Annotated in this window: 13 protein-coding genes and 1 riboswitch; of the genes, 9 read left to right on the top strand and 4 right to left on the bottom strand. The window is 58.8% G+C overall.

The window, feature by feature from the left end; translation table 11 throughout:
* Nucleotides 1-544: 544 nt before the first annotated feature.
* Together AARI_RS01665 and katG are read left to right on the top strand one after the other, a co-directional pair.
* Nucleotides 545-973, top strand: a complete 429-nt coding sequence (locus AARI_RS01665) for a Fur family transcriptional regulator (RefSeq protein WP_013347640.1) — start codon at nucleotides 545-547, stop codon at nucleotides 971-973.
* Nucleotides 974-1,075: 102 nt separating this feature from the next.
* Nucleotides 1,076-3,256 (top strand): catalase/peroxidase HPI, encoded by a 2,181-nt coding sequence (katG, locus tag AARI_RS01660; RefSeq protein ID WP_013347639.1) that lies wholly within the window; start codon nucleotides 1,076-1,078, stop codon nucleotides 3,254-3,256.
* Nucleotides 3,257-3,353: 97 nt separating this feature from the next.
* Here katG and AARI_RS01655 read toward each other — a convergent pair whose 3' ends face one another.
* The 3 genes from AARI_RS01655 to AARI_RS01645 all read right to left on the bottom strand — a co-directional run bounded on the left by AARI_RS01655 (nucleotide 3,354) and on the right by AARI_RS01645 (nucleotide 5,155).
* Nucleotides 3,354-3,980, bottom strand: a complete 627-nt coding sequence (locus AARI_RS01655) for a methylated-DNA--[protein]-cysteine S-methyltransferase (RefSeq protein ID WP_013347638.1) — start codon at nucleotides 3,978-3,980, stop codon at nucleotides 3,354-3,356.
* Entirely contained in the window at nucleotides 3,977-4,474 is a 498-nt protein-coding gene (locus tag AARI_RS01650) for an RNA polymerase sigma factor (RefSeq protein ID WP_013347637.1), read from the bottom strand. The genes AARI_RS01655 and AARI_RS01650 overlap by 4 nt, the downstream gene beginning before the upstream one ends.
* 120 nt (nucleotides 4,475-4,594) lie before the next feature.
* The gene (locus tag AARI_RS01645) at nucleotides 4,595-5,155 is read right to left on the bottom strand and encodes a histidine phosphatase family protein (RefSeq protein ID WP_013347636.1); all 561 of its coding nucleotides are present in this window, start codon (nucleotides 5,153-5,155) and stop codon (nucleotides 4,595-4,597) included.
* A 111-nt stretch (nucleotides 5,156-5,266) separates the two neighbouring features.
* A riboswitch (SAM riboswitch) is annotated at nucleotides 5,267-5,361 on the top strand.
* A 115-nt stretch (nucleotides 5,362-5,476) separates the two neighbouring features.
* Between AARI_RS01645 and AARI_RS01640 the strand changes: the two genes are divergently transcribed.
* The 3 genes from AARI_RS01640 (at nucleotide 5,477) to AARI_RS01630 (ending at nucleotide 8,157) form a co-directional block, all read left to right on the top strand.
* On the top strand, nucleotides 5,477-6,850 hold the full coding sequence (locus AARI_RS01640; protein WP_013347635.1) for an O-acetylhomoserine aminocarboxypropyltransferase/cysteine synthase family protein: 1,374 nt from the start codon (nucleotides 5,477-5,479) through the stop codon (nucleotides 6,848-6,850).
* Nucleotides 6,850-7,344: a CoA-binding protein gene (locus AARI_RS01635; protein WP_013347634.1), complete on the top strand. Its 495-nt coding sequence runs from the start codon at nucleotides 6,850-6,852 to the stop codon at nucleotides 7,342-7,344. Before AARI_RS01640 ends, AARI_RS01635 begins: the two co-directional genes overlap by 1 nt.
* Before the next feature lie 585 nt (nucleotides 7,345-7,929).
* Complete coding sequence (locus AARI_RS01630) at nucleotides 7,930-8,157, top strand: hypothetical protein (RefSeq protein ID WP_013347633.1); 228 nt, start codon at nucleotides 7,930-7,932, stop codon at nucleotides 8,155-8,157.
* A gap of 79 nt (nucleotides 8,158-8,236) precedes the next feature.
* Here the strand turns inward: AARI_RS01630 and AARI_RS01625 are convergent, their stop codons facing one another.
* The gene (locus AARI_RS01625; RefSeq protein ID WP_013347632.1) at nucleotides 8,237-8,671 is read right to left on the bottom strand and encodes a hypothetical protein; all 435 of its coding nucleotides are present in this window, start codon (nucleotides 8,669-8,671) and stop codon (nucleotides 8,237-8,239) included.
* A 1,063-nt stretch (nucleotides 8,672-9,734) separates the two neighbouring features.
* Between AARI_RS01625 and AARI_RS01615 the strand changes: the two genes are divergently transcribed.
* The 4 genes from AARI_RS01615 (at nucleotide 9,735) to AARI_RS01595 (ending at nucleotide 13,522) form a co-directional block, all read left to right on the top strand.
* Nucleotides 9,735-10,460 (top strand): hypothetical protein, encoded by a 726-nt coding sequence (locus AARI_RS01615; RefSeq protein WP_041648300.1) that lies wholly within the window; start codon nucleotides 9,735-9,737, stop codon nucleotides 10,458-10,460.
* 119 nt (nucleotides 10,461-10,579) lie between these two features.
* The gene (locus AARI_RS01610; protein WP_013347623.1) at nucleotides 10,580-11,887 is read left to right on the top strand and encodes an ISL3-like element ISAar23 family transposase; all 1,308 of its coding nucleotides are present in this window, start codon (nucleotides 10,580-10,582) and stop codon (nucleotides 11,885-11,887) included.
* An 881-nt stretch (nucleotides 11,888-12,768) separates the two neighbouring features.
* On the top strand, nucleotides 12,769-12,966 hold the full coding sequence (locus tag AARI_RS19520) for a hypothetical protein (RefSeq protein WP_146041009.1): 198 nt from the start codon (nucleotides 12,769-12,771) through the stop codon (nucleotides 12,964-12,966).
* Nucleotides 12,967-13,252: 286 nt separating this feature from the next.
* Nucleotides 13,253-13,522 (top strand): hypothetical protein, encoded by a 270-nt coding sequence (locus AARI_RS01595; protein ID WP_041648296.1) that lies wholly within the window; start codon nucleotides 13,253-13,255, stop codon nucleotides 13,520-13,522.
* Nucleotides 13,523-13,649 lie beyond the last annotated feature (127 nt).

Raw genomic sequence — 13,649 nt, 5'->3', positions numbered from 1 at the left:
GGTGTCAGTTTTGCGCGTGTAATTCTCACGCCGCGGCGGGCTGAATGAAACAGCTATCCAGTTTGGATGCCTCATGAATTACGTTTCAGAGGAACTGAATTTAAATGCCAAATTCGCGCGATAAACGCCTAATTATGCCCAGTCCAGCATGGTCGACTAATCACCTCGGGTCAAACTGAAACTTTGACTTTCCGCGGGTTTCGACGTTCAATACACCGTTTGAGGCTGATGATTCCGCGCTGGATTTGGTTTCTGTGAAGTTGCTCGCGCAGTGGCGAATAATGCCCTAATCAGCCTGAATTAACCTCGGCATGGGCCACAATTTCTCTCCCTCAAATTCGCATTCGCATCTGGAATTTCGTGGTAGAAATACGCTCCATGTGCACCATGAGCGCGCAGATCAAGCGCGTTTGAAAATATTCCACAATCTGCATACTTACTGCTGAGCGGCAAAAAGATGATTTTTCCCGTTTTACGTCGAAGCAATCTGAAATACATCCGAAGTTATCTTGACTGATTCAAAATAAGCGGGCATGCTGGATATATGACATCAGAAGCCGGTATCGAACAGGTGCTCAAGGCAGCATCGATGCGAGTGACCCAACCACGCGTTGCCGTCCTCGCAGCTGTCGCCGCGCACCCCCATGCAGACACCGAAACCATTATTTCGGCAGTCCATGGCGATCACCCGCACGTGTCACACCAAGCGGTCTACGATTCGCTCAAGCTCTTCACGAAATTGGGCGTCATCCGGCAGATCCAGCCACAGGGGCACATCGCCCGCTACGAAACCCGCGTCGGCGACAACCACCACCATGTGGTGTGCCGGCAATGCGGAAATCTGGCGGATGTCGACTGCGCTGTCGGCGAAGCCCCATGCCTGCATGCCTCCGATCACCACGGCTTCATAATCGATGAAGCCGAAGTGATCTACTGGGGCATCTGCCCACAATGCCAGGTTGTGAACGCATAGCCGACGCAGCACCAGCACCCAAGTTTTGCCATTGCACGCAAGCGCGCTTGTACGCGATGGAATCAAACCGCATAAACACTAGAAAACCGGAAGGAAGAGCACATGTCTGAAACGACTGCAGGTCAGTGCCCAGTAGTTGGCCAGGGCCGAATTCACCCGACCCAGGGCAACGCCAACACCGAATGGTGGCCGAACAAGCTGAACCTGAAGATCCTTGCAAAGAACCAGCAGGTTTCAAACCCGTTGGATGAGGACTTCGACTACATCGAGGCTTTCAACGCGCTGGACATGGAGGCCCTGAAGGCCGACCTGATCGAGAACATGACCACCCGCCAGGACTGGTGGCCAGCAGACTTCAACCACTACGGTCCGCTGTACATCCGCATGGCATGGCACTCCGCCGGTACTTACCGTTCGCACGACGGCCGCGGCGGTGGCGGCGCAGGCCAGCAGCGCTTCGCTCCACTGAACGCATGGCCGGACAACGTGGGCCTGGACAAGGCTCGCCGCCTGCTGTGGCCAGTGAAGAAGAAGTACGGCCAGTCCATCTCGTGGGCCGACCTCATGATCCTGGCCGGCAACGTCGCCATGGAGCACATGGGCCTGAAGACCTTCGGTTTCGCCGGTGGCCGCAAGGACGTCTGGGAAGCCGATGACGATGTTTACTGGGGTCCTGAAAAGGTCTGGCTGGATAACGAACGCTACTCGGGCGAACGCGATTTGGAAGCCCCCCTGGCAGCAGTCCAGATGGGCCTGATCTACGTGAACCCAGAGGGTCCGGACGGCAACCCGGATCCACTGGCTTCGGCAATCGACGTGCGCGAGACCTTCCGCCGCATGGGTATGGATGACTACGAGACCGTAGCCCTGATTGCCGGTGGCCACACCTTCGGCAAGACCCACGGCGCCAACAACGTTGACCGCATCGGTGCAGATCCAGAAGCCGCTCCGCTTGAAGAGCAGGGCCTGGGCTGGAAGAACGGCTACGGCGAGGGCAACGCGGAAAACAACACCGCTTCGGGTCTGGAAGTTACCTGGACCTACCACCCAACCCGCTGGGACAACGAGTTCTTCCACATCCTGTTCGCCTACGAGTGGGAACTGTTCGAATCCGCTGCCGGTGCCAAGCAGTGGCGCCCGGTCAATGGTGGCGGCGCTGGCCTGGTCCAGCCTGCCCACGACACCCTGGAGCACCGCGAACCGCGCATGCTGACCAGTGACCTGGCACTGCGCTTCGACCCGATCTACGGCCCGATTTCGAAGAACTTCAAGGAAAACCCTGACGAGTTCGCCGAGGCCTACGCCCGCGCTTGGTTCAAGCTGACCCACCGCGACATGGGTCCGAAGTCCCGCTACTTCGGTCCAGAAGTCCCAGCTGAGGACCTAGCTTGGCAGGATCCACTGCCAGCAGCTCCGCAGGTCACCCTGGGTGTCCAGGAGATCGCAGCGCTGAAGGCACTGATCAACGACTCGGGCCTGACCGTCCAGCAGCTGGTCTCCACCGCATGGAAGGCAGCTTCCTCGTTCCGCAGCTCGGACAAGCGCGGCGGCGCCAACGGCGGCCGCATCCGTCTGGAACCACAGGTCTCCTGGACCGTGAACCAGCCAGAGCAGCTCAAGCCGGTCATCGCCAAGCTGGAAGAGATCGTTGATACCTTCAACGCCACCTCGGAGATCAAGGCTTCCTTCGCTGACGTCGTGGTCTTGGCCGGCAACGTCGGTGTCGAGCAGGCTGCTGCAGCCGCGGGCCAGCCAATCGAGGTTCCATTCACCCCGGGCCGCGTTGACGCGACCCAGGAGCAGACCGACGTGGAGCAGTTCGCCTGGTTGGAGCCAGTCTCCGACGGCCTGCGCAACTACGACTCGGGCTTCATCAAGATGCCAAGCGAGTACCTGCTGATCGACAAGGCCAACCTGTTGGGCCTGTCCGCGCCAGAACTGACCGTACTGGTCGGCGGCCTGCGCGTGCTGGGCAACAACTGGGACGGTTCGAACTTGGGCGTCTTCACCGAGAACCCAGGTGCGTTGACCAACGACTTCTTCGCGAACCTGCTGGAGCCAGGCATCGGGTGGACCGCTTCCGAAGACGAGCAGACCTACCACTCGAAGGACGGCCGCTGGGTCGGTTCCCGCGTGGACCTGGTCTTCGGTGCCAACTCGGAACTGCGCGCTGTCGCCGAAGTCTACGCTTCGGACGATGCCAAGACGAAGTTCGTCAAGGACTTCGCCCAGGCTTGGGCCAAGGTCATGGACTCGGACCGCTTCGAGCTGCGCCGCAAGTAGCCGCTGCTTAGCTGCTAGCTTGCAGTAACAGATGCTGGGCTGGTGCCTTCCGCAGGGAAGGCACCAGCCCAGCATTGTTTAAGATTCGTCTTCGTGCCTAGAACAAGGTTGCCCCCTGTTCAGCGAAGTGAGGGTTCTCCAGTTTCAACAGCTCGCTCTTGGCCTCAAGCCCGCCGAGGTAGCCGCCCAGCGACCCATCGGTGCGCAGCACCCGGTGGCAGGGCAGCACGATGGGAATCGGGTTGGTGGCGCAGGCTGAGCCAACGGCACGCACGGCTTTGGGCTTGCCGATCTGCTGCGCCATCTGGGCGTAGCTGCAAGTTTGCCCATAGGCGATCTGCCCGAGCTGAAGCTGCACCTGCCGGCGGAAATCGGTGGAGAGCGTCAGGTCCAGGGCCAGTTCGAACCCTTGGCGCTGGCCGGAGAAGTATTCATCGAGCTGCCGGGCTGCGGCATCCAGGCGCTTCGCATCGCGCAGGATGCGCGAACCGAGCTTTTCGGAAAGCAGCTCCAGGATCCGGTCATGGTCCTCGGATTCGAAGGCGACGCGCGCCAAGCCGTTTTGCGTACTGGCCAGCAGCAGGCTTCCCAGCGGGCTGTCGACAATGCGGTAGGCAACATCCACCAGCGCCTGCTCGTGTGCCTGCGCGGCGAGCTTCTGGCCCAATGAGGCAAGGACCGCGGAATCCTCGGTGCCTGGTTCTTGTGCTTTGCTCTTGTTCATGGCTGCTCCCGCCATAGTTCGGATTCTCCCAGGCGGGCTCGCAAGTTCTTGATCCCGTCGGCGCCAGCGCGCCGCGCGGCTGCTTCGCTGCCGGAAATGATTCCGGCGATGCCCGCGTAGCTCAGGCCTCCCAGGTACCGGTAGGCAATCACTTGCCGTTGCTTGGGCGGCAGCTGGTTGACCTCATGCCACAACTGCAGATTTTCCAGTTGCGCGCCGGGCCCCGGCCCGGAGTCCAAGGTGCCTTCCAGATCGATTTCGACCAGGCTTTCGGGCTTGTGCTTGCGCAACTCGTCGATGGCCTTGTTGTGTGCGATGCGCACCAGCCAGGCCGCGACGTTGGCATCTTCGGGCAGGTTCGGATAGGCCTTCAGCGCTGCGAGGAAAGTCTCGGACCAGGCATCCTGCGCGCGGTGCTCATCGAGCAGGGCGCGGCAGACCCGCAGCACGTTGAGCCCATATTCTTGGACTATCCGTTCAAACGGTGCTTGCATGGCTCTCCTGGAAGTTGGAGCCCGTCGTGGGCCTTCACCCTGTAAACGTACCGCGGGCCGGTTCCGTGAGCCGGTGTCCACAATTTTTCCCGCACCCCCGGATGGTGGCAAAGCCAGGCGCTAGAGTGCGACCAGATCCAGTTCATCGGCCAGCTGCTGCAATCGGTGCGAGTCAATATCCAGCACTTCACCGTTTTCCACGCCCCGCGCTTCCTTGGTTCCGGCCAGGGCATCACGGATGTTGCGCATAGTGGCGCCGTGGCTGACAATCATGATCTTCGTCCCGGCGTGCGCCTTGGCCAGTTCCAATAGCGCTGGGATCGCCCTGCTCAGGATATCCGCGCGCGGTTCAAGCTGGTCCTTGGCGGCGGCCGTCTCTTCTTCACTCACCTCGGCCATGATCCGGCCCTCCAACGGCCCGAAACCGCGTTCAATGAGTTCGGGGACGGCATCGCCGGTAGCAGCCCCGAGCTGCTCGGCCATCAACGTGGCAGTTTCCTGCGCGCGTTCCAGCGGAGAACCCAGAATCAGGCTCCAGCCCTGTCCGGCCAGCGCTCGCCCTACCGCGCGGGCTTGCTCGCGTCCGGTCTCGTTCAACGGAATATCTGTGCGTCCTTGCAGGCGTCCTGCAAGGTTCCAATCTGTCTGCCCGTGCCGGACCAGCGCCAACGAAGTCTCCATGGCTCCAGCTTAGTGGTGGCGCTGCGGGTCGAATAATCTGTGAAAATATCCCCAATACGCAACGTTACGACTCATAGTTGGGTCACGAAGGGTCATGTTGCGAAGATTATTACACCATCCCGAGCGGCTGAGAGATCTGGTTCGTTGACGCCGCAGCAACCTGCCACATCCGGTGGCAACGGTGCTACCGCCAGAAACGATGCAGCCGCTTACCCGTTGTCCCACGGCAGGAAGCGACATTGATTCCGGGATTCCTGCCTCGATCGCGACCCGCAGTGCGGCGAGCGCGAACACCCAATCGACAAGGAGTCGTACGCCATCATGGCAGATCACAAGTTTGGATTCCGCACCCGCGCATTGCATGCCGGCGGCACCCCCGATGCCGAGCACGGCGCCCGCGCAGTGCCCATCTACCAGAGCACCTCATTCGTGTTCAAGGACGCCGACGACGCAGCCAACCTCTTCGCCCTGCAGAAGTACGGCAATATCTACTCGCGCATTGGCAACCCCACCGTGGCCGCTTTTGAAGAGCGCATGGCATCGCTGGAAGGCGGCATCGGCGCGGTAGCCACCGGTTCAGGCATGGCCGCAGAATTCGTTACCTTCGCCGCGCTGGCGCAGGCCGGAGACCACATCGTGGCGTCCTCCAAGCTCTACGGCGGCACCATCACCCAGCTCGATGTCTCGCTGCGGCGCTTCGGCATCGACACCACCTTCGTTTCCTCCAATGACCCAGCCGATTTCGAAGCGGCCATCCAGGAGAACACCAAGGCGGTCTATACCGAGATCGTGGCCAACCCATCGGGCGACATCGCCGACCTGAAGGGCCTGGCCGAGGTGGCGCACCGCCACAATCTCCCGCTGGTCGTCGACTCGACCCTCACTCCCCCATACATCCTGCGTCCCATCGAGCACGGCGCGGATATCGTCATCCACTCCGCCACTAAGTTCATCGGCGGGCACGGCACCACCTTGGGCGGCGTGGTCATCGAATCGGGCAAGTTCAACTGGGGCAACGGCAAGTTCCCCACAATGACCGAACCGGTAGCCAGCTACGGCAACGTCTCCTGGTGGGACAACTTCGGTGAATACGGCTTCCTGACCAAGCTGCGCAGCGAACAGCTGCGCGACTTCGGCCCCTCGCTGCCGGCGCAGTCAGCATTCCAGCTGCTGCAGGGCTTGGAAACCTTGCCGCAGCGCATGGACAACCACCTGTCCAACGCGAAGCAGGTAGCCGCCTGGCTGGAAGCCGATGAGCGCGTCACCTACGTGAACTACGCCGGTTTGGAATCCCACCCGCAGTACGCCCAAGCCAAGGAACTGCTGCCCATGGGCGTCGGCTCGGTCTTCAGCTTCGGGGTGAAGGGCGGGCGCGAAGCCGGCTCCAAGTTCATCGAAGCACTGCAGCTGGCCAGCCACCTGGCCAATATCGGCGATGCCCGCACCTTGGTGCTGCACCCGGCCTCCACCACCCACCAGCAGCTCAGCGCCGACCAACTGGTCTCCGCCGGTGTGCCAGAAGATCTGATCCGCCTATCGGTGGGCTTGGAAGACCTCGAGGACATCCTCTGGGATCTGGACCAGGCATTAACCGCTTCGCAAGAAGCTGTCGCTGGTGCCACCGAGGAATTTGCGGCACCGACCTATGACGGCGCTGCCTGCGCCATTCCTGCAGCATCGAAGGGAGCGAACTAATGAGCGCCGCTGAAACCACGTGGGAAGCTCCGGGAGCCGCACAGCGTCTGGAGATCCTGCGCCAAACCAAGACCATCGCGATTGTCGGCGCCTCGAACAAGCCATCGCGCGCGAGCTATTTCGTGGCGACCTACCTGCTGTCCTCGTCCAAGTACAAGGTGTACTTCATCAACCCGGTCCTGGATGAGATCCTGGGCCAGCCGGTTTACAAGTCGCTGGCCGACCTTCCGGAAACCCCGGATCTGGTCGAGGTCTTCCGCAAGCACGACGACCTGCCCACCGTGCTGGATGAGGCCCTGGCCGTAGGCGCGAAGACCCTGTGGCTGCAGCTGGGTTCATGGCATGAGGAAGTTGCCCACCGGGCCGAGGCTGCCGGCATGAACGTGGTGATGGACCGCTGCGTGAAGATCGAGCACGCCCGCTTCCACGGCGGCCTGCGCCTGGCTGGGTTCAACACCGGCGTGATTTCTTCCAAGCGCCAGGTGCTCGCCTAGGAAGTGTTGGACAGCAAGAAATGAGTGCATGCAACATCGCGTTGCATGCACTCATTTTTCTGCGGCAATTCCCCGGAAATGGCCGGTTTGGTCAACGACGCTGAACTTTTGGACGGAGCATTCCGAAGGAAGAACAAGACCTCTGCCGACCCATGGTCGACGCAATTGGCCCACGGCATGCCGTGGGTATGGCCCCGAAGTGCTCGACGCGTTCAATCACAGATCGAAAAATCTGCAAACCACAGCACTGCAACGCAAAGCCAAACGACCCAAACCCTAAAACAGGCAGGGAGAATCGAGTTCGATTCGCTACGAGCACGAACGAAAGAAAAAATCCCGCCCGCACTGCCATATGAAAACTCAATTCCCTTGGCCCGAGAACATTCCAGCATCTCGCAATAGCATGGTGCCGCACCCTCGATGCTGCACGGAGTTGAAATTTCTCTGGGCGAGGATTCCCCCTGCGGCACCCAGCTAAAAGGCATCGGATACAGTACTCTGGGTTGACGCACTATTCAGAATTCTCCGGAAGCAGAAGCCTCCTTGGAAGTGCGCCAATCGACTGGAGATACGAAGGAGCAGACAGTGGATGCAAATCGAAGAACCCTATGGTCCGTGGCCCTCGGGATGAGCTTGATTGCCTTGGTATGCAGCGGGATTGCCCTGTATTCGATGGGGGTCATCATGGATGAGAACAACCTGGACTCATGGCCTGCCCCGGCTCTTTGGGTGGTGGCGATTGTTGGCGTCGTGGGACTGCTGATTAGCTTGCCCGGCTGGTTTGCTACCAAGCAAACCAAAAAGGCTTCCTAGCTGTTGCTTCCCTTGTCCATAATAGGAGCGCTCTGCCGGACGGCCTAGTTCTTTTGACCAGTCATGTCTCCTGGCGGGGTTAGTTCCCGAAGTTCGGGATGTATGGTTCGCATAGCCCGTCGATCTGTTTGAACTCTTGCGGGTTCATTCCTTCCAACGCTTCCGGTCCGTCCGATTGACCGCTGGCCCAGTACCAGAAGGCTTCCTTGCTGATGGCCAGGTTGCGGGCTTCGCAGCTGCGGTACCAGCGCGCGGTCACGTCGCCTTCCACGTAGGTGGTGTATCCGAACAGCTTCCCGGTTTCATCGGTCGTCTTCGCCGCGGCGAAGATGATGTAAGGCCAGGATCCCAGGTCCCATCCGTCGCGTCCCCACCCTGGAACTTCGTACCACCCGGTGCCGGCCAGCGATTCCATCCAGTCATACCCTTCGCCGTACATATCGCGCTCGACAATTGCCGGGACGGTAACGGTTTCGCGGCTGTCTTTGGTCGTGGTCTGCGTAGGTTTTTGCATCCTTTCGCTTCACGGAAAGAGGGGCAGGTTGCCAGCCTCCCGCCGAAGCCCTCCCCCGGTTGTTTTTCTGCCTGCTCGCGAAATGAAATGAAGCGGGGCCAGCCGGAAACCCATCAACCCGACAGGGGTGCGCATTCCACGAAAATCTTGGGCCGAAAGAAGCGACGAAGGAGCGCGGCCCCGAGAATTTCTGGTGGAGCACGCCCGAAGCGCAGCGAGCGGCTTGTGGGTTTGGAGGTGGCCCGTACACTCCGAAGGACAGCAGCAAAAAACAGAAAATAGACCGGACGAAGTCCGGGCCAACAGCCGGCCGCGCCAGAGGACGCCCGATACACTCTGGATGCGAGCTCGCGAGGACCCAGAGTGCTCACACCGAACGAATCCCCGATGCTACTGGCTACACCGTCTATCCAGATCTACCTATCTGGGCAGATAAACTAAGTTTTCTGTCCCCAAATGATGCGCTGCTGCCAGATGGCTATGCTCAGTTCCTTGCAAGTCTCAAAATTCGAGTTACTACCTCGCAAGTGCAGGCCAAGCATGTTCTCAACACGGCCTTAGCGGACCTGTACTGGAACATAGGTAACCACATCCCAGAGGAACGAGAACACTCTAGATTGACGGCGCCAATACCCAACCTGTAATAGCGTAGTTATACGCAACGCGAGCAATTTAGGATTGCCCGATGGTTCAACATCTATTGCGAATATTCGATGCGGCACGAGAGCTTGAGATGAAACCTTATCCGCCGATCAGTAGAGCGTACTTACGTCTATCTACAACCAAACAGGGGCCGTCCACGGACTCAGCGATGAGTCAGAGACGTGTGCCCGAGAGTTCCTACACCGTGGAATCCTAAACGCTTCGACACTGTGTATACTCCGTTTGAGGACGTGGGCTTTATCCTGCGTGCGGTGAACGATGTGCTGACAGAGCGCTTCAGTGCGTCGCTCACGGATGAGAGCGCGCACCTGTTGGACGCTCTCCAACCGGAAAAGATACAACTTAGAGGCGGCTACGTGTTCCCGACGCACGTGGCGCAAATGGGGTAAGAACGGTGCAAATGGTCGAGCTGAATAGTCAAGTCCGTAGCGAGCTGGAAAGCTTGCTACAAAAAATACCTGCGAGCAAAATGCAATCTGCAGGGCTTGCTACTTTCTATCTGCTAGCAGCACCAAGCGACAGAGCGAATCAGTGTGTCCCGGCTTCAGCAGCGATACACGGGGCACTGTCACAATATGGCACCAAGTCAGTGATTGTCCCGGCAACTCTGCATGTTTCCTGGTCCGCTGTGGTCCGAGGGAGCAGCGACCCGGTCACTCAACCTGATGGCAGCACCAACGGTCACTTCATCGTAGTGACGGAGAATGATGAGTTCATTGATGCCACAGCACTACAATTTGACGATATTGCAGATCGTCGTGGGGTTTCGGGATTCATGCCACTCGTGGGGCGTTTGGAAGGGCTGTGGTCTTCGATTACCAGCATGGACCCGAACGTTAGAACTGTAGTCCCGGAACCTGGATTCCAAATCGGCAGAGGAGATTCCTACGCGATCTATAAACTGCATGCATCAGAAGCCGGCTCACAGGTAGTAAAGGACTACATAGAACTAAACGCCTCGAACAATCTTCTGGGGTGGCAAAGAAGCCTCGCGGATATCTTTGCCTGGATGCTGGGAAACCACATACTCGTCGGTGAACGGAGTAACGAAGTCTCTCAGATTGATGATCCCGCATTTAGCCACGCTGTAAAGAACTGGCTCGGTAAACCGGCTCTTCAGAATTGAGAGTGTAGCCACCTAAACCCAACACCCCGGATCCCGGGCATGTCGTCAATGCATTAAAAAGTCGAGGCCTTCCAGAAGAATGGAAGTTACCACACTAACCATTTCTAGAGACCTCGACTGTGCACCATTCTATCTATACCCCCGCAAATCTCACGACTTTCACCAACCTTGACGGACTGGGACTCACCGCCATCGGGCAGCGCCTCACGCCGAAGAAAGCTGAGATCCTCTGCCAAGTGACCAACCCTGACCCATGGTGCCAAACGTGCGGAACGCCCGGAAATCCACGCGATACCGTCACCCGGCGCCTGGCCCACGAACCGTTCGGATGGCGGCCCACCGTCCTGGTGATCAAGCACCGCCGCTACCGCTGCAACCACTGCCAACGAGTCTGGCGTGAAGACCTCAGCCAAGCGGTAGCGCCACGACAGAAAATCAGCCGGACCGGGCTACGCTGGGCTTTGGCCGGGCTAGTCACCCAGCACCTGTCAGTCTCACGGATTGCCGAAGGGCTCGGTGTCACCTGGAATACCGCCAACGAAGCAGTGCTGGCCGAAGGCCAGCGCCTGCTGATAGATGACCCAACCCGGTTCAACGGAGTCAAAGTGTTGGGAGTTGATGAGCACGTGTGGCGGCATACCAAAAGTGGAGACAAGTACGTGACGGTCATTGTTGACCTCACCCCGGTGAAGGCTGGCACTGGCACCGCACGATTGCTCGACATGATTCCCGGACGTTCCAAGGCCGTGTTCAAGACCTGGCTTGCTGAACGCGGTGAAGCATGGAAAAACAATGTTGAGGTGGTCGCGATGGACGGGTTCACCGGCTTCAAAAGCGCTGCTGCTGAGGAACTGCCCCAAGCCGTAGAAGTCTTGGACCCTTTTCATGTGGTCAAGCTCGGCTCCGAGGCGTTGGACCAGGCCAGACAACGAGTTCAGCGTGAACAATATGGGCGGCGTGGCCGGAAAGATGATCCGCTGTATAAGTGCCGGCGTACGCTGACTACAGGTTTATCGCTGGCCACAGAGAAACAGAAACAGCGCGTTGAAGACCTGTTCAACGTTGCGAAGCACGAGCCTGTGCAATTGGTCTGGAGCGTTTACCAGAGGATGGTTGATGCCTACCGGCAGAAGAAGCCCGAGATCGGGAAGTGGGCCATGGAACAACTGATCAACGAGATCGGTACCAAAGTGCCGAAGGGTTTACCGGAGTTGAAGAAACTCGGTGGTACGCTGCGCAGGCGGAAACCGGATATCCTCGCGTATTTTGATCACATTGGCAGTTCCAATGGGCCTACTGAAGCACTCAATGGGCGGTTGGAGCACCTGCGGGGTATCGCTTTGGGGTTCACGAATTTGACGCACTATATCGCACGGTCATTGTTGGAAACCGGTGGCTTTAGATCGCGTTTACACCCTGAATCCTGAAGAGCCGGTAAACCTCAGCCAGAATGGCAACAAACATCAGCGGGGTGAGCATCGAGCCCTTGCTGTCTGTTCGCAACCGTCCCTGAACATGAAGTTGGTTGTGCCGTCAGTGTTGACTCTCGCGCGGCCTATGAGGGTGTGCCAGAAGTGGAATATGAACTCGACCTCGGCTGGGCACAGGTCGAAAATGTTTAGACTGTGACACTGATAGGCGTTGATCCGGTTTGGCGTTCGGTGAACTCTACTAGGACCCGACCGACCATGCTGTGCCAGTAAGTCGATGTGTTCGGACGAGAGCGTGTCGAAGAATTGCTGGTCGATGATCAAGCTTTGTGCGACTCAAACGTTCGTCGCGATGAGTTTTTCTGACTACACCAACAAATAATGGAATATCACGTTTATTTCCCTGAGAATCCTTGAGAACTCACCAGTCCTGGAATCTCCCAACTATGTCTCGCAACTAATGTCGTTGAATCGTGCGGGCCCCACTAGTTGCGAGACGCTTTTCAAGGATTCCACAACCAGTCTCATCGGATCCGTTCGCTGATCGGCCAAGACTAAGGCACCGACCGCCACGCCCAGGACTTCCTCGTCGCTGAAGTCCGCGGCGATGACCTCTAGATTCATCACGAGCTGCGCGGTGCGCTGGTAGGACGGCCCGAATTCGATACAGCACTCGACGCGCTACTCCGCCGATGCAACTCCGGTGATTACTTTCTTGGTTCGGTCGGGACGCTCTAACTAGAAAACAATCAAGCTCTCCGAAGAAGTTCTCGAATACAACCTCGAACTGCGGGTCGCTGGCCTCGACGGCAGTGACCCCACCACGAGATTGCCGATCGGAACCATTACTTTTCTCCGGCATGGTGGCTTTGGCCCGAATGGAACTCGAAATCAAGGGCGAACGCATCAACGATCCCATCGCCAATCGCCGAACCAACGAAGGAGACCATGGCGAACGCCGACCTTATTTGCTCACTCCAACTAATCCCCGGATCGCTTCCACGCTGCTCTGGCAGAATCCATCCTTTTGGCAGAGTGATATCCGAGGAGAAAAGGAATGCGCAAAGGACTGTTGAATGTCAGCCAACTCGCCCGAACGCATTCAGGCACGGAGAGCGGCATGAATGGATCCGGGAATTTTGCCCTGACGCAAATCACTCGCGAAGCTGCCTGGGATTCCTGTCGAATTCAAGACAGTCTCGCCCCGGGCCCTTTGCCGTACCGACGCCTTGCTCCTTAGTACGGTTTCCCGTCAGCTGAGGCCGCACAGATGGCGAATCACGGAGGACAGACTCGGGTCGTACGCTGCTTCGGTTGCGCGTATCTCCCACCATCAATCCGGCATAACCCCTGCCGATTGCCTTGGAAGAACCGGCCTGGTGGTGGACTACGCTCTCGTACGTCACTGGCGAAATTCGCGCGGCCAAGCTGGCCGAGCACTTCGCTTCTGGCTCTCATGACCCCGGTGCTGAGACCGGCTGCTATTTCGACCCGGCAGGCCACGACCTCTTGGCCGGCCTGCTGCTGGCTGCGGCTTTGGATCGCCGGGCCATCGCCCTCGTGTACACGTGGCCGGCTCGTCCCACTGATGACACGGCGATGGAGGCTCTTGGCAAGCAGGTTTCACGTTGACCTCCGATCCGGCGGCTGATGTGATCGAGGCTCCCGCAAAGCATCGTGGCGGCGTGCATGGCGCGGCGCGGCTAATACTCGGCTGCATTCCAACGGTCAATAGCCTGCAATCAAAATCGGCAGTCCT

This window comes from Glutamicibacter arilaitensis Re117, from assembly GCF_000197735.1.
Classification (GTDB): domain Bacteria; phylum Actinomycetota; class Actinomycetes; order Actinomycetales; family Micrococcaceae; genus Glutamicibacter; species Glutamicibacter arilaitensis.
This window is presented reverse-complemented; position numbering and strand designations above follow the sequence as displayed.

What these genes read in the sequence shown, in the direction of transcription:
- AARI_RS01665 (WP_013347640.1), top strand. Translation starts at nt 545, where the DNA reads ATGACATCAGAAGCCGGTATCGAACAGGTGCTCAAGGCAGCATCGATG.
- AARI_RS01655 (WP_013347638.1), bottom strand. Translation starts at nt 3,980, where the DNA reads ATGAACAAGAGCAAAGCACAAGAACCAGGCACCGAGGATTCCGCGGTC.
- AARI_RS01625 (WP_013347632.1), bottom strand. Translation starts at nt 8,671, where the DNA reads ATGCAAAAACCTACGCAGACCACGACCAAAGACAGCCGCGAAACCGTT.
- AARI_RS01615 (WP_041648300.1), top strand. Translation starts at nt 9,735, where the DNA reads ATGGTCGAGCTGAATAGTCAAGTCCGTAGCGAGCTGGAAAGCTTGCTA.
- AARI_RS01645 (WP_013347636.1), bottom strand. Translation starts at nt 5,155, where the DNA reads ATGGAGACTTCGTTGGCGCTGGTCCGGCACGGGCAGACAGATTGGAAC.
- katG (WP_013347639.1), top strand. Translation starts at nt 1,076, where the DNA reads ATGTCTGAAACGACTGCAGGTCAGTGCCCAGTAGTTGGCCAGGGCCGA.
- AARI_RS01635 (WP_013347634.1), top strand. Translation starts at nt 6,850, where the DNA reads ATGAGCGCCGCTGAAACCACGTGGGAAGCTCCGGGAGCCGCACAGCGT.
- AARI_RS19520 (WP_146041009.1), top strand. Translation starts at nt 12,769, where the DNA reads ATGGAACTCGAAATCAAGGGCGAACGCATCAACGATCCCATCGCCAAT.
- AARI_RS01640 (WP_013347635.1), top strand. Translation starts at nt 5,477, where the DNA reads ATGGCAGATCACAAGTTTGGATTCCGCACCCGCGCATTGCATGCCGGC.
- AARI_RS01650 (WP_013347637.1), bottom strand. Translation starts at nt 4,474, where the DNA reads ATGCAAGCACCGTTTGAACGGATAGTCCAAGAATATGGGCTCAACGTG.